Genomic DNA, 20,312 nt, shown 5'->3' with positions numbered 1-20,312 from the left:
CCACAGCCGGGCTGATCCGAACGAAAGCCCCTAGTGGACGGTCACCGTCCGCGTCTCGGTGATCTGGTCCACGTCCGAGGTGCGCACGGTCACCTTCATCTCCCAGGTCCCGGCGACGGGCAGGTTGAGGAAGCTGTTGCCCCAGTAGCCGCCCTTGTCGGTGAGCCCGGCGTCGAGCGGGCCGATGTCCTGGCCGGGGTGGGTGAAGGTGATGCGCAGTTCGGGGACGGCGGAGATGCCGCCGTCGGGGCCGTAGACGACCGCCTCGATCGAGTTGTCGCCGACGCGGGCGGGGTCGATGGTGATCTGTGCCGTGCCGCGTCCACCGGGCGTACCGACGTCGAAGGGCACATCGGTGACGGAGGCGCCGAGGACCGCGGGCGCCGCGGTGGCCGCCTCCGCCTCGGCCCGGCCCGGAAGTGTGCTGGTCAGGAGCGTGGTGACGGCCAGTACGGCCGCGCCGACGGCGACCTCGGTGAGCACGGAGCGGCGCAGCGCCCGGCGGTGCGCGGGATCGGGCTCCTCCTCTGCGGAGGAGTGCGAGCCGGCGGGCTCCGGCGGTGAGGGCGGTGCACCGGCCGGCGGTCCGCCCACGGCCGCCGCCACCTTGGTGCGCACGGCCGCCGCGGCGGGGGCCGGCGTCTCCGCCCGGTCGGCGGGCCCGTCAACGGACGGCCTCCCCAGGGCGGGCGCCGTCTGCAGGGCCGTCCAGCGGCGGGACACGGCCGCCGCCGCGAGGAGCACGACGACCGCCATCAGCTTGATGGCCAGGAGCCTGCCGTACGTCGTGTCGGTGAGCGCGTCCCAGCCGCCGAGGCCGCGCCAGGACTGGTAGACGCCGGTCACGACGAGGACGGTGACGGACGCGAACGCCACGCGGGAGAAGCGGCGCACCGCCTCCGCGGACAGGGCGGCCCGGTGGAGGGCGCCGAGCAGGGCCGCCAGACCGCCCAGCCAGACGGCCGTGGCGAGCAGGTGCAGCGCCGAGGAGGTCATGGCCACCGGCACCTGGAGGCCGGCGGAGGCGTGCTCCCCGGCCGCCCAGGTCGCCGCGAGACCGGCCGCGAGGGCTGCGCCGGTCCAGCCGTACCGCCGGCGCCCGCGGGAAATGCGCAGCAGGTAGGCGCCGGCGGCCAGGAGGAGGGCCAGCCGGGTCAGCAGGACGATGCCGGGCCGGCCGGTGAGGGTGCGGCCCGCGGCGTCGGCGTCGAACGCCCCGAGCGGGCCCTCGCCCGTCTCGTACGGGGCGCGCAGCACCAGCAGGACGAGCGTGGCCGCGAGGAGCGTCCACCAGGACGTCCGCAACAGCCGGTCGTGGACCGGGACGTGGGGCGGACGGCAGATCGCGACGAAGGCGGCGGTGCCGATGAGCAGGGCGACGGAGAGGTAGGCGAGGTAGCGGGCGATGGTGTGCAGGGCCTTGGTCACCGGGTCCTCGGTGGGGCCGGTGACCGCGGCGGCGGTCGCGGTGACGGTGGCCTTGCCGACGGAGAAGGTGAACGCGCCGGACACCGGGTGGCTGTCGGCCGACACCACCCGCCAGGCCACCGTGTAGGTGCCCTGCGCCAGCCCGGCGGGGAGGGTCACCCGGGCGGTGTCGGCGCCGTCCGGGCCGTGCTCCGGCTCACCCGTGCGCAGCCGGCGGCCCTCCGGGTCGAGGACGCGGAAGGAGTCGTCGAGCAGGGCGACGGACTCGGTGAAGGTCAGGGTGAGTTGCCGGGGTGCCGACTTCAGGACGGCGCCGTCGTCGGGGTCGCTGCCGCGCAGCGCGGCGTGCGCGGCAGCGGGCCCCGTGCCGCCGAGGAGGAGCAGGACCAGCAGCGGGCCCAGCAGGAGCAGCCGCCGCAGCCCCCGGCGTCCCGGTCGTCCGTCCGCACACCTCACGCCGTATCTCCGTCTTCGGTCCGCATCGCCTGCGCGTACATACGGACGCGGCGGGCTCCGTGCTCACCAGCCGGGCCGTGCGGTCACCCCGCCGTCCACCACGAGGTCGTGCCCGGTGATCCAGGACGCCAGGTCCGAGGCCAGGAACACGCAGGCGTCACCCACGTCCCGCGGCCGCCCGAGCCGTCCCAGGGGCGCCGCCGCCCGCCATCGTGCCACCCCGTCCGGCCACGCCTCCTCCAGGCCCTCCCGATGCACGAGGCCGGGCGAGACCGTGTTGACGCGGACGCCGTGCGGGCCGTACTCCTGGGCGGCCGTGCGGGCGTGGGCCACCACCGCCGCCTTCGAGGCGCCGTAGTGGGCGTGCAGCGGGGCCGGGCGGGTCGCCTCGACGGAGGCGACGTGGGTGACCGAACCGCCGCCGGGCCCCATGACCTCCGCCGCGGCCCGCGTGCAGGCGAAGACGCCGGACAGGTTGGTGTCCACCACCGCCCGCCAGTCGGCCGCGGTCATCGCCGCCAGGTCCCGGGTGGGCTGCACGCCCGCGTTGTTCACGAGGGCGGTCAGGCCGCCGCCCCATTCGGCGGCCTCGGCGACCAGCCGCCGGCACGCGTCCTCGTCGGTCAGGTCGGCCGTCAGGACGACGGCCCGGCCGCCCGCCTCCCGGATGCGCCCGGCGAGCCGGTCCGCCGCCTCCCGCGAAGTGCGGCAGTGCAGGGCGACCGCCGCGCCCTCCTCGGCGAACCGGGCCGCGATGCCCTGGCCGATGCCGCCGCCCGCGCCCGTCACGAGGGCGACCTGTCCGTCGAGGAGCCGGCTCATGGACGGCACAGTTCCGCGATCCGGGCGGCCTCGTGGGGATAGCGCGCCGTGAGGTGCGCCGGCTCGCCGTGCTCGTAGTCCGCGTAGGTGAAGCCGGGGGCCATGGTGCAGCCGAAGAAGGCCCAGGAGCCCCCGGCCGCCACCCGGGCCCCCATCCAGGTGCTGGCCGGCACGGTGAGCTGGAGGTGCTGGCCGCGCGCCACGCCGTGGCCCAGGACGGCGGTGCGGGACGTGCCGTCGGGGGCGAGGAGCAGCATCTCCAGGGGGTCCCCGAGGTAGAAGTGCCAGACCTCGTCGGACGGCAGGCGGTGCAGGGCCGAGTAGTCGTCCGCGGTGAGCAGGACGACGATCGCGGTGCCCTGCGGCCGCCCGTCGGGCCGTTCGGGTCCGGCCCAGGTACGGCGGAACAGCCCGCCCTCACGCGGGATCGGCTCCAGGCGGTAGTGCGCGACGAGTTCCTCGGGCGTCATTCCCCACAAGCTACCTCCCGGGCGAGGAAGGCGAGTTGGGCTTCCTTGCGCGGGAGGTACACGTCCGGCAGGTCCACCTCGGGCAGCACGACGGCCGGTCCGGCGGTGAAGCCCTGCCTGAGGAAGCGGGCCACGGCCTTCTCGTTGCGCACGTCGGGGTCGACGACCACCCGCGAGCGGCCCAGGGTGCGGAAGAGGTACGCCGCGACGACGGTGAGCAGCGCTGAGGTCCAGCCGGGCCGTTCGCCGCCCGGGCCGGCGGGGGCGAGCAGCAGGTGCAGGCCGATGTCGCCGGGCCGGACGTCGTAGCACTCGCCGACCCGGTCGGCGCCGGGCTCGTAGGTCTGGAGCAGCGCGACCGGGTCGCCGTCGCGCTCCATGAGGAGGGCGTGGTGGGTGTCGAGGGTGGCCATGTGGGCGTAGATCCCGGCCACCTGCTCCTGCGTCAGGCCGTTCATGCCCCAGAAGACGGCGCGTTCCCCGCTCGCCCAGGTGTGCACGGTCCCGGCGTCGGCGTGCGGGTCGAGGGGGCGGACGGTGACGGTGCCGAAGCCGCCGACGGTCTGCTCGTGGACGGGGGCGGCGGTGGGCCGGTCAGACATCGGTCTCCTTCTCGAACGCGGTGAAGTCGGTGACGATCGGGACCAGCTCGCCGCGCAGCCACAGCGGGAGCTGGTCGCGGTGGTGGGGCGAGCCGGGGACACCGGACGCCCCCAGCGGGACGACCCAGCGGCCGGCCTCGCGGTCGGCCAGGTCCCAGACGTAGCGGGCGGCGGGGCCGCGCGCGCTCAGGTCGGTGAGTCCGGGGACGGCGGACGTGCACAGCACGCAGTCGTGGTCGCCGGACAGGCCGGGTTCCTCCGACGCCGGGTCGGGCAGGGCCCGCCAGGGGGCGAGCCGGTGGGTGCCGCCCCAGGTGGGCGCGGTCGCGGCAGCGTCCTCGGCGACCTCCTCGACGGCCGCCCGCACCAGCTCGGCGCGGTCAATGCCGTACAGGTCGTCGGCGCGCAGCAGGTGTTCGAGGGCGAAGGCGACGCGGGGCAGCAGGGCCAGCCAGGGGAGCAGGATGTCGGGGTAGGCGGGCGGGACGGTCAGCGCGGCGAAGGCGGGGTGCGCGGCGAGCCGGCGGACGACGGCGCCGCGGACCCGGGCGTAGAGGGCGGCGTCCGCGCTGTCCGCGTCCATCCGGCGGTCCCAGTCGAGGAGTGTGTGGCGGACGCGCTCGGCGGCGGGGCCGAGGGGGCCGAGCCCGGCCAGGAGGTCCAGGAGGGGGGCCGCCGAAGCCAGCCGGGTGTCCATGTGGATCGCCGGCATGTCGGCGGCAGACCAGTGCTCCTTCTCCGCCAGCAGGGCCGTGATGCGGTCGGCGCGGTGGGGCGCGGCGAACTCGACGCCGAGGGGCGTGGCGAGGCCGCGCTGGTTGGCCATGGCGGCGACGCCGTCGGTGAGGCCGCCGCGGGGTGTCTCGTGCCAGCCCCGCCACTCGTGACCGGGTTCCCAGGCGGGCACCGGGTGGAGGCGGTTGGCCGAGGAGCGCACGGGCACCTTGCCGGCGACGCGGTGCAGCAGGCCGCCCTCGGTGTCGGCGGCCTGGACCACGTTGACGGGTTCCGTCCACGCGTCGAGGGCGCGGTCGACGTCGGCGACCCGGCGGGCCCGCAGCAGGGGAAGGAGGGCGCCGAAGCCGAGGTCGCCGGTGACGCGGGGTGGGTGGCGCAGGGCGAGGGCGAGGGGCGGGTCCTCCGCGTCACCGGCCGGGGACGGGTCCGTGATCCCGTCGGGCAGCCCCTCCGGGCCGCCGGCGATCACCGGTCCCCGGGCGGTCTCGATCACCTCGACCTCGACCGGGTCCTCCCCCGCGACCTCGACGGTCTCGGTGTGCCGGGTGGCGCGCCGCCACACGCCGTCCGGGTCCAGCGCCTCGACGCCCGCCCCGGTCCGCCGCAGCCGTTCGCGGTACAGGTCCTGGTAGTCGGCCATGGCGTTGGTGATGGCCCAGGCGACGGAGCCGGTGTGCCCGAAGTGGGCGACGCCGGGCACACCGGGGACGGCGAGGCCGACGACGTCGAACTCGGGGCAGAACAGGTGGATCTGCTGGTAGACGCCGGGCTCCTCGATGAAGCGGTGCGGGTCGCCGGCGATGATCGCCCGCCCGGTCAGGGTCCGTTCGCCGCTCACGAGCCAGCCGTTGCTGCCGGAGGTGCCCGGCCCGTCCGTGGCGAACAGGCCGACCGCGCCGGCGCCGAGGTGCCGCCGGACCTGATCGCGCCAGAGCTTGGCGGGGAAGCCCGCGAACAGCAGGTGGACGCCCAGCCAGATCCCGAACGGCGTCCAGGGCTCCCAGCGCCCGGGGGCCGCCCCGGTCCTCGCGAACTCCGGTGCCCGGCGGGCGCCTTCGGCGAGCCCCTCGTTCACCCCGTCGACGTACGCCCGTACCCAGCGCGCGGTCCCGGGGTCCCGCCGCTCCAGTGCGGCGAAGCAGCGTCTGGCCGTGTCGTCGAGGCGGACGCGTCTCACCAGGACGTCCCAGGAGAGGGACTCGGCGCCGAGGAAGGACGCGGAGGTGCCGCGCGCCCGGTGCCGTTCCACCTCGAGCTGCCAGGCCCGGTCGAGGGCGGTGACCCGGCCCTGGGCGCGGGCGAGTTCGTCCACCCCGTCCGCCCGCAGATGCGGAATGCCCCAGGCGTCGCGGAAGATCTCGCCGGCCATCAGCACCCCTCCTTGTTTTAGGTTAGCCTTGCCTAAGTCGTCAGTGCCGGAATGGTACGGGAACGGGGGAGCGGGACATGGGGCAGGGGCACGGCTGGGAGGGCGCGGTCCTGAGGCTGCTGCGCGCCAAGGACTTCACGTGCACGGTGACGGCCGCCGAGGCCGTCACCGCCCACTACCGCCGGGTGCACCTCACGGACGGCGGCATGCTCGCGGCGACCGGCGTCCACCCCACGATGTGGGTCCGGCTGTGGTTCGACGACGCGGGCAAGCCGCATCAGCGCGCCTACACCCTGGTCGACCCGGACCCGGCGGCCGGCACCTTCAGCCTGGAGTTCGCCCTGCACGAGGGCGTCGCCAGCGACTGGGCCCGCGCCGCCAAGCCGGGCGACACCGTCGAGGCGACCGTGCACGGCACCGGCTTCACCGACCCCGACCCGGCGCCCTCGCACCTCTTCGCCGTCGCCGACGCCGCCTCCCTGCCCGCCCTCAACTCCCTCGTCGGCACGCTCGGCGGGGCTCCGGCCACCGTATGGTTCGAGGGCGAGCGCGACGGCCTGCCCTTCCGCACGGACCCGGCCCGCCACGACGTACGGGCCCTGCCGAGGCGCGCCGCGGGCGCCCACCTGGTCACCGCGGTGAAGGAGGCCCTGCCCGGCCTGCTCCGGGACACCCCGGACCCGTACGTCTGGATCGCCTGCGACACGGTGACGACCCGCGCCCTGACCGCGTACGTCCGCAAGGAGCTCGGGCTGCCCAAGCAGCGCGTGAACGCGCTGGGTTACTGGCGCCCCTGACCGGTCGGCCCCGCCCCCGCGCGCGGCCCGGCGGCCCGCGCGGCATGATCGGGGCATGGACGTCACCCTGCATCTCTCCCAGGACCCGGAGGCCGACGCGCTCCTCGGCCGCAGCCCGCTCGCCGCGCTGGTCGGCATGCTGCTGGACCAGCAGGTGCCGATGGAGTGGGCGTTCAAGGGGCCGCGCACGATCGCGGACCGGCTCGGCACGGACGACCTCGACGCGCACGACATCGCCGCCCAGGACCCCGAGGCGTTCGTGGCCCTGCTCTCCGAGAAGCCGGCCGTGCACCGCTACCCGGGCTCCATGGCCAAGCGGATCCAGCAGCTGTCCCAGTACCTGGTGGAGCACTACGACGGCGAGGCCGAGCTCGTCTGGAAGGGCGTCGACGACGGCCGTGAACTGCTGCGCCGGCTCCAGGAGCTGCCCGGGTTCGGCAGGCAGAAGGCGCAGATCTTCCTCGCCCTGCTCGGCAAGCAGTTCGGCGTGCGGCCGCAGGGATGGCGGGAGGCCGCCGGCGCCTACGGCGAGACCGAGTCCTTCCGGTCCGTCGCCGACATCACCGGGCCGGAGTCACTGGCCAAGGTGCGGGCGCACAAGCAGGAGATGAAGGCGGCGGCGAAGGCGGCCAAGGCGTCCCGTGCCTGACACCCCGTAGCCCGTGCGGGGGGTTCTGGCGCCCGGCGCGATGAAGACCGGACGGCTCCGGGGGACATGATCTTGCGTGAGCACCGCACGCAGGGGATCGCGCAGCCGGATCTGGCTGCGGGTCGTCGTGCTGCTGCTCGCGCTGCTGGTGCCGGGAGCGCACGCCCAGGCACACGCCCTGCCGGTGGCCGTGGCGGCGGGGGCCGAGGCCGTCGAGCACGACGTCCTCGACGCCGCCGTACGGCCGGCGGCCCGCTCCGGACGCCGCGCGGGCACCCGCCTCGCGGTACGGCCCCGCACGGGCCCGCGCCGTCAGCCGCCCTCCGCCCCCGTCACCCGCCGGGTGGGCCGTCCGGCCGCCGCCCCGAGCGTCCCGCCCCTGCTGCGCACCGTCGTCCTGCGCTGCTGACCCGTCCCCGTAAGGAGGCCCGTCAGCACGACAGGAGGAGCACAGCCATGCCCGCCGACCCCTACGCCGTCCTGCGCGCCCTGCTGCGCGCGGAGGCGGCGCGCACCGCCCCGAAGCCCGCGGACCGGAAGAAGGAGCCGCCGCGTCCCCGCGAGGACCGCAAGCGCGGCTGAGACCGGCGCGGCGGGGGCGGGCTTCTCCGGGTCACCGCCTCCGCCGCGCCGTCCCGAAGAGGGACCGGGTGATCTCCCGGCCGATCTGGGTGCCGACCGACCGGGCCAGGGACTTGAACATGCCGCTGCTGACGACCTGCTCGACGACCGAGGGCTCCTCGCCCTCCTCCGCCCTGCCGCGGGACGAGGTGCCGCGCCCGCCCTTGCCCGCCCCGGTGATCTCGTCCGGTCCCTTCCCCGGCCGCCCCTCCCCGGTGCCACGCCGCCGCTCCCCGGTGATCTCGTCCGGCCCCTTGCCGCCCCGGGGCTCCTGGAGCCTCTCGTACGCGGACTCCCTGTCCACAGCCTGTGCATACCGCTCGTGCACCGCGGACCCTTCCACGGCCCGGTCCAGCGCCTCCGCCCCGATCGGGCCCATCAGCGACTCGGGGGCTCGCAGCCGGGTCGCGGCGACGGGGGTCGGGGCGCCCTTCTCGCTCAGGACGGTCACCACGGCCTCCCCGGTGCCCAGGACGGTGAGCAGTTCCTCCAGGTCGTACGGCGAGTCAGGGAACGTCCTCACCGTGGCCCTGAGCGCCTTCTGATCGTCGGGGGTGAAGGCGCGCAGCGCGTGCTGGACGCGGTTGCCGAGCTGCCCGAGCACCTCGGCCGGTACGTCCTTCGGGGTCTGGGTCACGAAGAAGACCCCGACTCCTTTCGAGCGAATGAGCCGCACGGTCCGGGTGATGGCGTCCAGGAACGCCTTGGACGCCCCGTCGAACAGCAGGTGCGCCTCGTCGAAGAAGAACACCAGCTTCGGCCGGTCGACGTCCCCGACCTCGGGCAGATCGTGGAAGAGGTCGGCGAGCAGCCACATCAGGAAGGTCGAGAACAACCGGGGCCGGTCCTGGACGGCGGACAGTTCGAGGACCGACACCAGGCCCCGCCCGTCCGGCGCCGTCCGCAGCAGCTCGGCCGTGTCGAACTCCGGCTCCCCGAAGAAGTCGCCCATGCCCTCCGCCTCGAAGGCGGTCAGGGAGCGCAGGATCACCCCGGCGGTGGCGGTCGACAGGCCGCCGATGTTCTTCAGCTCCGCCTTGCCCTCGTCGGAGGTGAGAAAGGCGACGACCGCCCGCAGGTCCTTGAGGTCGACCAGCTCCAGGCCCTTGGTGTCGGCGTAGTGGAAGATCAGGCCGAGCGACTGCTCCTGGGTCTGGTTGAGCTGGAGGACCTTGGACAGCAGCACCGGGCCGAAGCTGGTGATCGTGGCGCGCACCGGGACGCCGTGCCCGATGCCGCCCAGCGCGAGGAACTCGGCGGGGAAGCCGGTGCCGGTCCACGGCTGGTGCACCTCGGCGGCCCGGGAGCGCACCCTGTCGTTCGGCTGCCCCGGCGCCGCGATCCCGGACAGGTCGCCCTTGACGTCGGCGAGGAAGACGGGGACGCCCTGCGCGGACAGTTGTTCGGCGATCAGCTGGAGGGTCTTGGTCTTGCCGGTGCCGGTGGCGCCCGCGACCAGGCCGTGCCGGTTGAGCATGGACAACGGCACCCTGATCCGGGCGTCCGGCAGGGAGGTCCCGTCCCACAGCAGGGCGCCGAGGTCGAGGGCGGGGCCGGGGAAGGCGTATCCGGCGGCGATCTCCAGGGCCTCCTGAGGAAGCGCGGGGGCGCCGGTCCGGGACCCCGGCGCCGGGGGCGCCGCCCCGGTCCCGGGAGTGGTCTCACGGTCGCTCATGTCCGCTCTTCCCTACAGCCTTCGCCGTTTCGTCATGTTCTGCCCGATCTTTTCCACCGTCGCACTCCGCCGCCATGGCTGCGCCCGGAACGTCTCGACCGGTAGGCTTTCCGTGTGATCTTCAAGCGCATCGGAAACGGCCGGCCGTACCCCGACCACGGCCGGGAGAGCACCCGGCAGTGGGCGGACGTCGCTCCGCGCCCGGTCCGCCTCGATCAGCTCGTCACGACCAAGGGCCAACTCGACCTGGAGACCCTGCTCGCCGAGGACTCCACGTTCTACGGCGACCTCTTCGCGCACGTCGTGAAGTGGCAGGGCGACCTGTATCTCGAGGACGGCCTGCACCGCGCGGTCCGCGCGGCACTCCAGCAGCGCCAGGTGCTGCACGCGAGAGTGCTGGAACTGGACTGAGTCCGGGCCGACGCGGCCGGGCCTGGTCCCATTGACCCTTTCGGGTTGGACCGTGCGGCTGCGAATGATCATCTAGTAGGCATTGCCGCCCGGGCGCACTACGCTGCGCCCATGAGCATGCTGACTCCCCCCGGCATGGGTGGCCAGTACCGGATCAAGGGGGGCAAGTACCCACGGATGCGGCGTCGTCGGGCGCGCGGCAGGCTCGTCCTGCTCGGTGTGGCCTCGCTCGCCGGCCTCGGCCTGGTCGGCTGGGGCACGCTCCAGCTCGTCGACGTCTTCACGGGCGGCGGGGGCAAGGCCTCCGCCGCCGGCGTGAACGGCTGCGCGACGAAGGCGACGGCCTCGCCGTCCGCCGCGCCGAAGCCGCCGAAGCCGGGCACGATCACCGTCAACGTCCTCAACGCCACAACGCGCAGCGGGCTGGCGAAGAAGACCGCGGACGAGCTGAAGAAGCGCGGCTTCAAGATCGGCGACGTGGGCAACGCGAGCAAGGAGTACGACAAGAAGGTCAAGGGCATCGGGCTGCTGCTCGGCCCGGCCTCCTCGCTGAACACCTCGCTGCCGGTCCTCGCGAGCCAGCTGACCGCCGCCGAGCGCCGCACCGACGCGGCCCGCAAGGGCACCGCCGTGGACCTGATCATCGGCGACAAGTTCAAGGAGCTGACGAAGAGGGCGGACGCCGACAAGGCCCTGGCCGCGGTGGCCGAGCCCGAGCCGACGCCCGCCTCGTCGAGGAAGGGGTGCTGAGGGGCGCCGCAGCGCCTACTCGGCGGCGCCGTACAGGCGGTCGCCCGCGTCGCCCAGTCCGGGCACGATGTACCCGCTCTCGTTCAGGTGGTCGTCCACGGCGGCCGTCACCACGGTCACCGGGGTGCCCGCCAGCTCCCGCTCCATCAGCTCCACGCCCTCGGGCGCGGCGAGGAGCACCACGGCGGTCACGTCGTCGGCGCCGCGCTTGATCAGCTCCTGGATCGCGGCGACCAGGGTGCCGCCGGTGGCCAGCATCGGGTCCAGGACGTACACCTGACGCCCGGAGAGGTCCTCGGGCATCCGCGAGGCGTACGTGGACGCCTGGAGCGTCTCCTCGTCGCGGATCATGCCCAGGAAGCCCACCTCGGCGGTCGGCAGCAGCCGGACCATGCCGTCCAGCATGCCGAGTCCGGCCCGCAGGATCGGCACCACCAGCGGGCGCGGGTGGGAGAGCTTCACACCGGTGGTCTCGGTGACGGGGGTCGAGATGTCGACCGCTTCGGTCCGCACGTCCCGCGTGGCCTCGTAGGCGAGCAGGGTGACCAGTTCGTCGGCGAGCCGCCGGAAGGTCGCGGAGTCGGTGCGCCGGTCGCGCAGCGTGGTGAGCTTGTGGGCGACCAGGGGGTGGTCGACGACGTGGAGACGCATGCCCACAACAGTAACCGGGCCCGGTATGCCCGGCGCCCCCACACACGGCAAGCCGTCGACCCGCCATTCACTCCCGCGCTGGCATCAAACCGCCCGTCCGAGGGAAAGTGGGAAGGACGCAACCCGGGGGTGGTGAGCCGATGCCGAACGCCGAGTCGCCGGCGGACCGCGCGCAGGACGCGCCGGAGACGAACGACGCCGCCCGACGCCGGCGGCGCGCCCAGTTCCTGCGGGAACTCGCCGAGGCCCGCGCGCTGCGCGACCGGGTCCAGCCGCGCCGGGTCAAGGCGGCCCGGCTGCGCCACGCCATGCGTATGCGCACGTTCCGCTGGTAGCCCGGGCGCCGGGACACCGGCCGCGCCGGGTGCAGTTGGCGTCGGGGCGTGCCGGAACGCGCGGGAAATCCGCGTACGATCCGCAGGTGGCGGCAACGAGTGCGCTGGTGAGTCCTTCGCGGACGCGGTCGCGGCCCCCTCGGGCCACGGCGATCGAAACAGCCGGACACAGGGAGCCGAAGACGTCCCCTGGACGCCTTGTTTCTGCCACGATTCCGAGTGGGTGGGGCTCGGACCCCCGAGCCGCCCCGCCCGTAACCTCCGCCGGGGGGACCCCCAACCGGCACGCCTCAGACCAGTGGGAGAGTCACGGTGTACTTCGCCGCACTGCTCGCGCGCACCGAAGACGGGTGGGAAGCGAGCGACACAGAGCTCGACGATGTGGAGACCCTGTCGGATCTGGCCGACCTGGCCCGTGAAGCCTCGCCCGACGACGACACGGTGCTGGTCCTCATCGAGCAGGAGGACGCCTGGTTCGGCGTCGTCCGCGTCGACGGCGAGGAAGACCCTCGCATCTACGTGTCCGACGCCGCCGCGGCCGCCCGCAGCAGCTACGGCGAGATCCTGCTCACCGACGAAGTGCTCGGCAGGGAGCCCGGCGACGACGGCGCCGACCTGGACTCCCTCGACCTCGACGGCACGGAGGAGCCCGACGGCGACTCCGACGACGAGGAGGGCGGGGGCGGGGACGCGGTCCCGCACAGCCCGGTCGGCGACAGCGAGATCCTCGACGACCTGGGCGTCGGCGAGAAGGAGCTGAAGTCCCTGGACGCCGAGGACGCCCTCGGCTCGATCGCCGAGGCGCTGGGTGCCTCGGAGGTCCTGGAGACCGTCCGCTGACCTCGTCCGACCCCGTACGCGACCGCTGGCGGGCGGCGATGAGGCTCGCCCTGGAGGAGGCCGAGGAGGCCGTCCGGGGCGGGGACGTCCCCGTCGGCGCCGTCGTGCTGTCCGCCGACGGGACCCGGGTGCTCGGCGCCGGGCACAACGAGCGGGAGGCGACCGGGGATCCGACCGCGCACGCCGAGGTGCTGGCCATCCGGCGGGCCGCCGCGGAGCTCGGCGAGTGGCGGCTGACCGGGTGCACGCTGGTGGTCACCCTGGAGCCGTGCACGATGTGCGCGGGCGCCCTCGTGCAGTCCCGGGTGGACCGGGTCGTGTACGGCGCCCGCGACGACAAGGCCGGCGCGGCGGGCTCCCTGTGGGACGTCGTCCGCGACCGGAGGCTCAACCACCGGCCCGAGGTGATCGAGGGCGTCCTCGCCGAGGAGTGCGCGCGCCTGCTCACGGAGTTCTTCCGGGCCCGGTGACCCGGGCCGCTTATCGATTTCGAAGCACGGCCCGGCGTGCTGTAAGGTCTCCCTCGGTAGCGTGTCCGAGCGGCCGAAGGAGCTCGCCTCGAAAGCGAGTGTGGCGCAAGTCACCGAGGGTTCAAATCCCTCCGCTACCGCTCTGCAAGGGCCTCGTCGCGAGACGGGGCCCTTCGTGCTGTTGATCTCCGTGGAGGCGTGGCGGCTACACTCACCGCCGGAAACACGGGGCTCTTTGCGGCTCTTTCGACGCGCTGGGCACAGCAGCCATGGCAGACACAGCAGCCACAGGGGAGGCCGCGATGGCGGTGAATGGCAAGAAGATCGCCGTCTACCTGGTCGTGGTGTTCGCGCTCTATGTGATCATCACCGATCCGGCGAAGGCCGCCGACTACGTCCAGGTCGGGTTCGAGGGCATCTCGGACGCCGCCCAGGCCGTCGGGGAGTTCATGACCTGGATCGCCGACGGAGGAGACTCATGATCCGCCATCTCGTCCTGTTCAAGCTCGACGAGGGCGTCGAGCGCGACGACCCCCGCGTGGTGGAGGGCGTCGCGGCCTTCCGCTCGCTGGAGGGCAAGATCCCCGAGATCCGGCACTGGGAGCTCGGCTGGAACCTCAGCGACCGCCCCATCGCCTACGACTTCGCCATCAACTCCGCCTTCGAGGACCCGGCCGCCCTGCGCGCCTATGTGGACCACCCCGAGCACCAGGCGGGCGTCGCCCTGTGGCGGGAGTTCAGCACCTGGGTGATCGCCGACTACGAATTCTGAGGCGCGGCGCCCCCGGGCGCCCCCTCCCTTCCCGAGCCCCCCGCCCCCCGGCGGGGGGCTTTCGCGTGTCCACCGCGGTGACGGGCCCTCAACACGGGATTATGCGGTACTTGAACACAATGAACTGTCTTGTGATGCTATGACCGCTTTTGACGGATGAGTTGATGGATCACGAGGTGGAGTTGACCGTGCCGGCCAGTACTGCACCTCAAGCCCCGACGCAGGAGGAAACCCCCGCGTCCCCGCCGCGCAGCCGTGGCGCCGACACCCGGGCGCTCACCCAGGTCCTCTTCGGGGAGCTGAAGGAGCTCCAGCCGGGCACGCCGGAGCACAACCGCGTGCGCGCGGCGCTCATCGAGGCGAACCTGCCGCTCGTGCGCTACGCGGCCGCCCGCTTCCGCTCCCGCAACGAGCCGATGGAGGACGTGATCCAGGTCGGCACCATCGGCCTCATCAACGCCATCGACCGCTTCGACCCCGACCGGGGGGTGCAGTTCCCCACCTTCGCGATGCCGACGGTGGTCGGCGAGATCAAGCGGTACTTCCGTGACAACGTGCGCACGGTCCATGTGCCGCGCCGGCTGCACGAGCTGTGGGTCCAGGTCAACAGCGCCACCGAGGACCTCACGACCGCCTTCGGGCGCACCCCTACCACCGCCGAGATCGCCGAGCGGCTGCGCATCACCGAGGACGAGGTCCTGTCCTGCATCGAGGCCGGACGGTCGTACCACGCCACCTCGCTGGAGGCCGCCCAGGAGGGCGACGGGCTGCCCGGACTGCTGGACCGGCTCGGCTACGAGGACCCCGCCCTGGACGGCGTGGAGCACCGGGACCTGGTCCGCCATCTCCTCGTGCAACTGCCGGAACGCGAACAGAGAATCCTGCTGCTGCGCTACTACAGCAATCTCACCCAGTCGCAGATCAGTGCGGAACTCGGGGTTTCCCAGATGCACGTCTCGAGGCTACTCGCGCGTAGCTTCCAGCGGCTCCGCTCGGCAAACCGGATCGACGCATAACCGCAAGCACGAGCGAGCCATAACCCGCGCGAGCGAATCGCTCACCAGGGCGGATGCCGACAGTTGAGACCCGAAATGTCGTCAGACCCCTTGTACGCAGGGCTGATTCCGATCTCACATGTCGACATGTCACTACAGCGTGTTGCCGACATGTGACATTCTTCCGCTAGCGCGTTTGCCGCGGCTTCGGCTCCGGTATTCAGGTGAAGGCTGGCGTTCCTCGTTCGGAGCGTTCGCCACGACCGTCCCGCGACCCAGAGGGGGTGGCATGTCCGCAGACCAGGGCAGCTCGAAGGTGCTCACGCTCATGAAGAGCGAGTCGCCCGACGCCGCGCTCGACGTTTCGGCTCTCGAGGCCGTTCCGGCCCCGGCTCTTCCGGCATCCGACATCACAGCCGTCCCGGCTTCGGCGGACATCGACACCCGCACCCTGTCCCGCTCCCTGTTCCTGCGGCTCGCCGCGCTGGACGAGAACAGCCCCGAGCGCGCGTACGTCCGGGACACCCTGATCGAACTGAACCTCCCGCTCGTGCGCTACGCGGCGGCCCGCTTCCGCTCGCGCAACGAGCCGATGGAGGACATCGTCCAGGTCGGCACCATCGGCCTGATCAAGGCGATCGACCGCTTCGACTGCGAGCGGGGCGTGGAGTTCCCGACCTTCGCGATGCCGACGGTGGTCGGGGAGATCAAGCGGTTCTTCCGCGACACGTCCTGGTCGGTGCGCGTCCCGCGCCGCCTCCAGGAGCTGCGCCTGGCGCTGACCAAGGCCAGCGACGAGCTGTCCCAGAAGCTGGACCGCTCGCCGACGGTCACCGAACTCGCCGCCGTGCTGGGCGTGTCCGAGGAGGACGTCGTCGACGGCCTCGCGGTGGGCAACGCCTACACCGCCTCCTCGCTGGACTCGCCGGCCCCGGAGGACGACGGCGGGGAGGGCTCGCTCGCCGACCGGCTCGGCTACGAGGACACCGCGCTGGAGGGCGTCGAGTACCGGGAGTCGCTGAAGCCGCTGCTGGCCAAGCTGCCGCCCCGCGAGCGGCGCATCATCATGCTGCGCTTCTTCGCCAACATGACCCAGTCGCAGATCGGCGAGGAGGTCGGCATCTCCCAGATGCACGTCTCCCGGCTGCTCACCCGGACCCTGGCCCAGCTGCGCGAGGGCCTCATCTCCGACTGACCCTTCACATCTGACGGGGCGCCAGCCGCCGTGGCCCGATGCTCCGCGCGACGTGGACGACCTCGACACCCGGCCGTCGGTGCGCCCTGATGGGCGCGTCGGCGGCCGTCGTCTGTCTCGGGGCCGTCCTGGCCTCGTGCGGAGGCGGTCCGGGCGGTGAGGGGTTCGTCGCGACGGGGCCCGCGGGCGGCCCGCCCCACGCCCAGACGGCCGGACCGACCGGCGCGGTGACGCTGGTGCCGCTGCCCTCCGGGCGGCCGAGCGGCGCGGAGAGCGGCCCTGCCGGGCGGCCGGGTCGGGGGCGCGTCCCGTCCGCGAGCGTGGATCAGGCGGCCGTGGGCGCCACGATGGACGCGGGGGCGCGCGCGACGGACGGTCAGGGTCCGGTGCCGTCCGGGACGTCGGGCCCCGCGACCCCCTCGGCGGGCGCACCGGCGGGCTCCACGCCCCCGGTCTCCACCTCGCCGGCGCGGCTCGTCGTGGGCGAGCCGGCGGACCGGCGCTGGTGCGAGAAGGTGACCCTCGCCCTCCACAACGCGAGCGGCGAGGCCGTGCGCTCGGGCACCGTCACCTTCGGCAGCCATGTCATCGGGGTGCTCGGCGTCGACCGGTCCACCGTGGAGTCGACGCACGGCCTCCCGGTGCCGATCGGGGCCGGTACGCGCACCGAGCGGACCTGGACGGTGTGCGTCGACGCCTGGCGGGTGCCGCTCGGCATGCACGTCGAGACGCGGGACGTCTCCGTCCGGTGGAAGTAGGGCGGTACGCCGTCGGCCCGGGGGTGACTCCTTCGACCCGCGGTACGCCGTCGGCCCGCGGTACTCCTTCGATCCGCGGCGCTCCGTCGCCTCGGGGGACTACTTCAGCGCGAGCCAGGCCACCGCGGCGACGATCACGACGGCGGCGATCACGCCGACGATCAGACCGACGCGGGGGCCGGAGGAGGCCTGCTGCCGTCCGCCGCCCTGTGGACCCTCGTCGACGAACGCGCGGAACATCTGGGTGCTGCCTGCGGGGTCGTGGGAGCCCTGGGGGCTCTGGGTGTTAGCCATGGCCCGAGACCCTAGCGAATGTGCCGGTGAGGCCCAAGTGGGGGACACCGCTCCGCATACAGGTCCACACACCCCACTCCACCTGCACATTCACGGTCGCAACACTTGCCTTTGCCAACTTTTTGCGGCCCCACCCCTCGATTTGTTTGCCTGCAGCAACCAAGCACTGTCTATAGTTGCCCAGAGCAACAAACGCGGGAGGTGTGATGGCCGAAACGGCACAGTACGAGGAGCTGGCCCGCCAGTTCAGTGCCTTCGGAGCCGTGAAGAGGGAGATGGGACGCACCCTGCCGTCCGACTGCCCCTCCGGATCCGCCGCCGTACTCACGTTGCTGGTCCGTCACGGAGAGATGCGCATGAGCAAGCTCGCCGAGCTGCTCGCCGTGGACATGTCGGTCACGAGCCGGCATGTCGCCCACGTGGCCGAGCGCGGCTGGATCGAGCGCTCCCCCGACCCGGCGGACAAGCGAAGCCGCATCCTGCGTCTCACCCCCAGTGGCGAGGAACGGGTGCGGGACATGTCCCGCCGGACCACCCGGCTGCTCGAGGAGCGCCTGAGCGACTGGTCCGACGACGACATCGCCGCGCTCATCCGGCTCATGGCCCGGCTGAGGGCCAGTTTCGACGACTGCCGTACACCCGCGATCACCCAGTAGGAGAAGGAAGTTCATGGCAACGACCACACCAGCCGGTGTGCGGGCCCACGCCAGGCATTCGGGAGCCCCGACCGGAGCTCCCATGTCCCACCGGCAGATCATGGAGGCCCTGACCGGGCTGCTGCTCGGCATGTTCGTCGCGATCCTGTCGTCGACGATCGTCTCCAACGCCCTGCCCGACATCATCAAGGACCTCGGCGGCGGTCAGAGCGCCTACACCTGGGTGGTGACCGCGTCGCTGCTGGCGATGACCGCGTCCACACCGCTGTGGGGCAAGCTCGCCGACCTGTTCTCCAAGAAGCTGCTGATACAGCTGGCCCTGGTGGTGTTCGTGGCCGGCTCCGCGCTGGCCGGTCTGTCGCAGAACCCGGCCATGCTGATCACGTTCCGCGTGGTCCAGGGCATCGGCATGGGCGGTCTGTCCTCGCTGGCCCAGATCATCCTCGCGGCGATGATCTCGCCGCGCGAGCGCGGCCGGTACAACGGCTACCTCGGGGCCACCTTCGCCACCGCGATGGTCGGCGGCCCGCTGATCGGCGGCGTCATCACCGACACCGACTGGCTCGGCTGGCGCTGGTGCTTCTACGTCGGCGTGCCCTTCGCCGTCGTCGCCCTGATCGTGCTGCAGCGCACGCTGCACCTGCCCGTCGTCAAGCGGAAGGTCAAGGTCGACTGGGCCGGCGCGCTCTTCATCACCGCCGCGGTCTGCCTGCTGCTCATCTGGGTGACCTTCGCCGGTGACAAGTACGACTGGATGTCCTGGCAGACCGGTGCGATGACCGGTGGCGCGCTCGTGCTGCTGCTGATCTTCGTGTTCGTCGAGTCCAGGGCGAGCGAGCCGATCGTCCCGCTGCGGCTGTTCCGCAACCGCACCATCACCCTCGCGTCGCTGGCCTCGCTGTTCGTCGGTGTCGCGATGTTCGCGGGCACGATCTTCTTCAGCCAGTACTTCCAGCTGGCCCGGGACGAGTCGCCGACCATGTCGGGCGTCCTGACCATCCCGATGATCCTCGGCCTGTTCGTCTCCTCGACGGTCTCCGGCCAGGTCATCACCCGCACCGGCCGCTGGAAGGCCTGGCTGCTGGGCGGCGGTGTGCTGGTCACGGCGGGCCTCGGACTGCTCGGCACCATCCGCTACGACACCGCGTACTGGCACGTCGCGATCTTCATGGCGCTGCTGGGTCTCGGCGTCGGCATGATGATGCAGAACCTGGTCCTCGCCACGCAGAACCAGGTCGACCCGAGCGACCTGGGCGCCGCGAGCTCCGTCGTGAACTTCTTCCGGTCCCTCGGCGGTGCCATGGGCGTCTCGGCGCTCGGCGCGGTCCTCAGCCACCGGATCACCCACTACGTCCAGGACGGTCTGACCGAGCTCGGTGTGCGGGGCTCCTCCTCCGGCCACGGTGAGATCCCCGACCTGGACTCCCTGCCCGCGCCGGTCCGCGCGGTCGTCGAGGGCGCGTACGGCCACGGTGTCGCCGACGTCTTCCTGTACTCGGCGCCGATCGCCCTGCTGGCCCTCCTGTTCGCCGTCTTCATCAAGGAGGTCCCCCTGAAGACCAAGGGAGCTCTGGCCCAGGCCGCCGAGGACGAGAACCCGGCCCCGGCCGAGACCCCGGTCGCCGCTGTCACCCCCGAGACCGCCCCGGAGCGGCCCGCGGTCACCGCGCAGGCCGAGACCGCCCCCACCGCCACCCAGGCCCTCGCGGCCGTGGCCACCGTGGCCGACGCCGAGGCGAACGGGGGCGCCGCCTCCGGCGGGGTCCCGGTGCGCGGCTTCGTCCGCGGCGCCGAGAGCGCGCCGGTCCCGCAGGCCGCCGTCACGCTGATCTCCCTGGCCGGACGGCAGCTGGGCCGGTCGGTCGCGCAGGCCGACGGCGCCTACGCGGTGGACGCGCCGGGCGCGGGCTCGTACGTCCTGATCGCCTCCGCCGACGGCTTCCAGCCGCAGGCCTCCACGATCGTCGTCGACGGCGACGGGCCGGTGGCCTACGACATCCTGCTCAGCGGCACCAGCGGCCTGAGCGGTGTCGTGCGCGCCGCGCAGGGCGCGGAGCCGGTCACCGGCGCCATGGTGATCGTGACCGATGTGCGCGGGGACCTGCTGGCCACCGCCACCACGGGGGAGCAGGGCGAGTTCGGCTTCGCCGAGCTGGTGCCCGGGGCCGTGACCGTCGCGGTCAACGCCGACGGCTACCGGCCGCGCGCCCTGCCCGTAGAGGTCGCCGGCACCGGGGTCACCCGGATCGAGGTCGAGCTGGAGGCCGGTGCCCAGGTCCAGGGCGTCGTCCGGGCGCCGCACGGCCCGCTGGCCGACGCCCGCGTGACGCTGGTCGACGCGGCCGGCAACGTCGTCGGCACGGCGACGACCGGGGCGGACGGGGCGTACGCCTTCAGCGACCTGGACGGCGGCGAGTACACGGTCATCGCCACGGGCTACCCGCCGGTCGCGACGGCGCTGACGGTCACCGGCCGCGGCACCGACGACCACGACATCGAGCTCGCCCACCCCGGCGAGTGACCGATCCCGGCCCGTGGTGGCGAGCACGCTCCGAGCG

24 protein-coding genes and 1 tRNA gene are annotated in these 20,312 nt (G+C 73.1%); 17 read left to right on the top strand and 8 right to left on the bottom strand.

The genetic code is table 11. From position 1 onward, the window contains the following. Window positions 1-30 precede the first annotated feature (30 nt). From ABZ899_RS20795 to ABZ899_RS20775, 5 genes are all read right to left on the bottom strand, one after another. Window positions 31-1,884: a copper resistance protein CopC gene (locus tag ABZ899_RS20795; protein WP_361348080.1), complete on the bottom strand. Its 1,854-nt coding sequence runs from the start codon at window positions 1,882-1,884 to the stop codon at window positions 31-33. Window positions 1,885-1,947: 63 nt separating this feature from the next. After that, complete coding sequence (locus ABZ899_RS20790) at window positions 1,948-2,706, bottom strand: glucose 1-dehydrogenase (RefSeq protein WP_361348077.1); 759 nt, start codon at window positions 2,704-2,706, stop codon at window positions 1,948-1,950. Continuing rightward, window positions 2,703-3,176: a cupin domain-containing protein gene (locus tag ABZ899_RS20785; RefSeq protein ID WP_361348074.1), complete on the bottom strand. Its 474-nt coding sequence runs from the start codon at window positions 3,174-3,176 to the stop codon at window positions 2,703-2,705. Before ABZ899_RS20785 ends, ABZ899_RS20790 begins: the two co-directional genes overlap by 4 nt. Next, on the bottom strand, window positions 3,173-3,778 hold the full coding sequence (locus tag ABZ899_RS20780) for a GNAT family N-acetyltransferase (RefSeq protein WP_361348071.1): 606 nt from the start codon (window positions 3,776-3,778) through the stop codon (window positions 3,173-3,175). Before ABZ899_RS20780 ends, ABZ899_RS20785 begins: the two co-directional genes overlap by 4 nt. Next, complete coding sequence (locus ABZ899_RS20775; protein WP_361348068.1) at window positions 3,771-5,885, bottom strand: penicillin acylase family protein; 2,115 nt, start codon at window positions 5,883-5,885, stop codon at window positions 3,771-3,773. Before ABZ899_RS20775 ends, ABZ899_RS20780 begins: the two co-directional genes overlap by 8 nt. Before the next feature lie 77 nt (window positions 5,886-5,962). On the opposite strand from ABZ899_RS20775, the gene ABZ899_RS20770 reads away from it, so the two are divergent. The 4 genes from ABZ899_RS20770 to ABZ899_RS20755 all read left to right on the top strand — a co-directional run bounded on the left by ABZ899_RS20770 (window position 5,963) and on the right by ABZ899_RS20755 (window position 7,913). Further along, window positions 5,963-6,682, top strand: coding sequence for a siderophore-interacting protein (locus ABZ899_RS20770; protein ID WP_361348066.1), 720 nt, complete (start codon window positions 5,963-5,965; stop codon window positions 6,680-6,682). Between the two features lie 55 nt (window positions 6,683-6,737). Beyond that, window positions 6,738-7,331 carry an HhH-GPD-type base excision DNA repair protein gene (locus ABZ899_RS20765; protein WP_361348064.1) on the top strand — a complete coding sequence of 198 codons (594 nt, stop codon included), beginning with the start codon at window positions 6,738-6,740 and terminating at the stop codon, window positions 7,329-7,331. Between the two features lie 76 nt (window positions 7,332-7,407). Continuing rightward, window positions 7,408-7,740: a hypothetical protein gene (locus ABZ899_RS20760; protein WP_361348062.1), complete on the top strand. Its 333-nt coding sequence runs from the start codon at window positions 7,408-7,410 to the stop codon at window positions 7,738-7,740. Between the two features lie 47 nt (window positions 7,741-7,787). Next, window positions 7,788-7,913, top strand: coding sequence for a hypothetical protein (locus tag ABZ899_RS20755; RefSeq protein ID WP_361348059.1), 126 nt, complete (start codon window positions 7,788-7,790; stop codon window positions 7,911-7,913). Window positions 7,914-7,944: 31 nt separating this feature from the next. Here ABZ899_RS20755 and ABZ899_RS20750 read toward each other — a convergent pair whose 3' ends face one another. Next, entirely contained in the window at window positions 7,945-9,627 is a 1,683-nt protein-coding gene (locus tag ABZ899_RS20750) for a helicase HerA-like domain-containing protein (protein ID WP_361348056.1), read from the bottom strand. Between the two features lie 114 nt (window positions 9,628-9,741). On the opposite strand from ABZ899_RS20750, the gene ABZ899_RS20745 reads away from it, so the two are divergent. Both ABZ899_RS20745 and ABZ899_RS20740 read left to right on the top strand, forming a co-directional pair. Further along, window positions 9,742-10,038: a type II toxin-antitoxin system VapB family antitoxin gene (locus tag ABZ899_RS20745; RefSeq protein ID WP_003999914.1), complete on the top strand. Its 297-nt coding sequence runs from the start codon at window positions 9,742-9,744 to the stop codon at window positions 10,036-10,038. A 111-nt stretch (window positions 10,039-10,149) separates the two neighbouring features. After that, window positions 10,150-10,788 carry a LytR C-terminal domain-containing protein gene (locus ABZ899_RS20740; protein WP_361348053.1) on the top strand — a complete coding sequence of 213 codons (639 nt, stop codon included), beginning with the start codon at window positions 10,150-10,152 and terminating at the stop codon, window positions 10,786-10,788. A 15-nt stretch (window positions 10,789-10,803) separates the two neighbouring features. On the opposite strand, the gene upp is transcribed toward ABZ899_RS20740, so the two are convergent. Continuing rightward, a complete protein-coding gene (gene upp / locus ABZ899_RS20735) occupies window positions 10,804-11,439 on the bottom strand; it encodes a uracil phosphoribosyltransferase (RefSeq protein ID WP_361348050.1) in 636 nt (211 codons plus the stop codon). 140 nt (window positions 11,440-11,579) lie between these two features. Here upp and ABZ899_RS20730 point away from each other — a divergent pair, with 140 nt between their 5' ends. The 9 genes from ABZ899_RS20730 to ABZ899_RS20690 all read left to right on the top strand — a co-directional run bounded on the left by ABZ899_RS20730 (window position 11,580) and on the right by ABZ899_RS20690 (window position 16,804). Next, complete coding sequence (locus ABZ899_RS20730) at window positions 11,580-11,774, top strand: hypothetical protein (protein WP_361348047.1); 195 nt, start codon at window positions 11,580-11,582, stop codon at window positions 11,772-11,774. Window positions 11,775-12,086: 312 nt separating this feature from the next. Then, window positions 12,087-12,614 carry a hypothetical protein gene (locus ABZ899_RS20725; RefSeq protein ID WP_361348044.1) on the top strand — a complete coding sequence of 176 codons (528 nt, stop codon included), beginning with the start codon at window positions 12,087-12,089 and terminating at the stop codon, window positions 12,612-12,614. 38 nt (window positions 12,615-12,652) lie between these two features. Beyond that, a complete protein-coding gene (gene tadA / locus ABZ899_RS20720) occupies window positions 12,653-13,084 on the top strand; it encodes a tRNA adenosine(34) deaminase TadA (protein WP_361348041.1) in 432 nt (143 codons plus the stop codon). 55 nt (window positions 13,085-13,139) lie between these two features. Further along, window positions 13,140-13,224, top strand: a tRNA-Ser gene (locus ABZ899_RS20715). A 162-nt stretch (window positions 13,225-13,386) separates the two neighbouring features. After that, on the top strand, window positions 13,387-13,566 hold the full coding sequence (locus ABZ899_RS20710; protein WP_361348038.1) for a hypothetical protein: 180 nt from the start codon (window positions 13,387-13,389) through the stop codon (window positions 13,564-13,566). Then, window positions 13,563-13,856, top strand: a complete 294-nt coding sequence (locus tag ABZ899_RS20705) for a Dabb family protein (RefSeq protein WP_361348035.1) — start codon at window positions 13,563-13,565, stop codon at window positions 13,854-13,856. The genes ABZ899_RS20710 and ABZ899_RS20705 overlap by 4 nt, the downstream gene beginning before the upstream one ends. Before the next feature lie 164 nt (window positions 13,857-14,020). Continuing rightward, window positions 14,021-14,872 carry an RNA polymerase sigma factor SigF gene (locus ABZ899_RS20700; RefSeq protein ID WP_361348033.1) on the top strand — a complete coding sequence of 284 codons (852 nt, stop codon included), beginning with the start codon at window positions 14,021-14,023 and terminating at the stop codon, window positions 14,870-14,872. Between the two features lie 268 nt (window positions 14,873-15,140). Continuing rightward, window positions 15,141-16,046 carry an RNA polymerase sigma factor SigF gene (locus ABZ899_RS20695; RefSeq protein WP_062665734.1) on the top strand — a complete coding sequence of 302 codons (906 nt, stop codon included), beginning with the start codon at window positions 15,141-15,143 and terminating at the stop codon, window positions 16,044-16,046. Window positions 16,047-16,084: 38 nt separating this feature from the next. Continuing rightward, on the top strand, window positions 16,085-16,804 hold the full coding sequence (locus tag ABZ899_RS20690) for a hypothetical protein (RefSeq protein WP_361348030.1): 720 nt from the start codon (window positions 16,085-16,087) through the stop codon (window positions 16,802-16,804). A gap of 99 nt (window positions 16,805-16,903) precedes the next feature. On the opposite strand, the gene ABZ899_RS20685 is transcribed toward ABZ899_RS20690, so the two are convergent. Then, window positions 16,904-17,098 carry a hypothetical protein gene (locus ABZ899_RS20685; protein ID WP_361348028.1) on the bottom strand — a complete coding sequence of 65 codons (195 nt, stop codon included), beginning with the start codon at window positions 17,096-17,098 and terminating at the stop codon, window positions 16,904-16,906. A gap of 206 nt (window positions 17,099-17,304) precedes the next feature. Between ABZ899_RS20685 and ABZ899_RS20680 the strand changes: the two genes are divergently transcribed. After that, entirely contained in the window at window positions 17,305-17,754 is a 450-nt protein-coding gene (locus ABZ899_RS20680; RefSeq protein ID WP_361348025.1) for a MarR family transcriptional regulator, read from the top strand. Window positions 17,755-17,767: 13 nt separating this feature from the next. Continuing rightward, the gene (locus tag ABZ899_RS20675) at window positions 17,768-20,275 is read left to right on the top strand and encodes an MFS transporter (protein ID WP_361348022.1); all 2,508 of its coding nucleotides are present in this window, start codon (window positions 17,768-17,770) and stop codon (window positions 20,273-20,275) included. The last annotated feature ends 37 nt before the right edge of the window (window positions 20,276-20,312 follow it).

Origin of the sequence: Streptomyces sp. NPDC046859 (genome assembly GCF_040645135.1) — a bacterium.
Classification (GTDB): Bacteria; Actinomycetota; Actinomycetes; order Streptomycetales; family Streptomycetaceae; genus Streptomyces.
This window is presented reverse-complemented; position numbering and strand designations above follow the sequence as displayed.

Coding starts and splice junctions, on each gene's coding strand:
- ABZ899_RS20790 (WP_361348077.1), bottom strand. CDS start 2,706: ATGAGCCGGCTCCTCGACGGACAGGTCGCCCTCGTGACGGGCGCGGGC.
- ABZ899_RS20785 (WP_361348074.1), bottom strand. CDS start 3,176: ATGACGCCCGAGGAACTCGTCGCGCACTACCGCCTGGAGCCGATCCCG.
- ABZ899_RS20780 (WP_361348071.1), bottom strand. CDS start 3,778: ATGTCTGACCGGCCCACCGCCGCCCCCGTCCACGAGCAGACCGTCGGC.
- ABZ899_RS20775 (WP_361348068.1), bottom strand. CDS start 5,885: ATGGCCGGCGAGATCTTCCGCGACGCCTGGGGCATTCCGCATCTGCGG.
- ABZ899_RS20770 (WP_361348066.1), top strand. CDS start 5,963: ATGGGGCAGGGGCACGGCTGGGAGGGCGCGGTCCTGAGGCTGCTGCGC.
- ABZ899_RS20765 (WP_361348064.1), top strand. CDS start 6,738: ATGGACGTCACCCTGCATCTCTCCCAGGACCCGGAGGCCGACGCGCTC.
- ABZ899_RS20755 (WP_361348059.1), top strand. CDS start 7,788: ATGCCCGCCGACCCCTACGCCGTCCTGCGCGCCCTGCTGCGCGCGGAG.
- ABZ899_RS20750 (WP_361348056.1), bottom strand. CDS start 9,627: ATGAGCGACCGTGAGACCACTCCCGGGACCGGGGCGGCGCCCCCGGCG.
- ABZ899_RS20740 (WP_361348053.1), top strand. CDS start 10,150: ATGAGCATGCTGACTCCCCCCGGCATGGGTGGCCAGTACCGGATCAAG.
- upp (WP_361348050.1), bottom strand. CDS start 11,439: ATGCGTCTCCACGTCGTCGACCACCCCCTGGTCGCCCACAAGCTCACC.
- ABZ899_RS20730 (WP_361348047.1), top strand. CDS start 11,580: ATGCCGAACGCCGAGTCGCCGGCGGACCGCGCGCAGGACGCGCCGGAG.
- tadA (WP_361348041.1), top strand. CDS start 12,653: ATGAGGCTCGCCCTGGAGGAGGCCGAGGAGGCCGTCCGGGGCGGGGAC.
- ABZ899_RS20710 (WP_361348038.1), top strand. CDS start 13,387: ATGGCGGTGAATGGCAAGAAGATCGCCGTCTACCTGGTCGTGGTGTTC.
- ABZ899_RS20705 (WP_361348035.1), top strand. CDS start 13,563: ATGATCCGCCATCTCGTCCTGTTCAAGCTCGACGAGGGCGTCGAGCGC.
- ABZ899_RS20700 (WP_361348033.1), top strand. CDS start 14,021: ATGGATCACGAGGTGGAGTTGACCGTGCCGGCCAGTACTGCACCTCAA.
- ABZ899_RS20695 (WP_062665734.1), top strand. CDS start 15,141: ATGTCCGCAGACCAGGGCAGCTCGAAGGTGCTCACGCTCATGAAGAGC.
- ABZ899_RS20690 (WP_361348030.1), top strand. CDS start 16,085: ATGCTCCGCGCGACGTGGACGACCTCGACACCCGGCCGTCGGTGCGCC.
- ABZ899_RS20685 (WP_361348028.1), bottom strand. CDS start 17,098: ATGGCTAACACCCAGAGCCCCCAGGGCTCCCACGACCCCGCAGGCAGC.
- ABZ899_RS20680 (WP_361348025.1), top strand. CDS start 17,305: ATGGCCGAAACGGCACAGTACGAGGAGCTGGCCCGCCAGTTCAGTGCC.
- ABZ899_RS20675 (WP_361348022.1), top strand. CDS start 17,768: ATGGCAACGACCACACCAGCCGGTGTGCGGGCCCACGCCAGGCATTCG.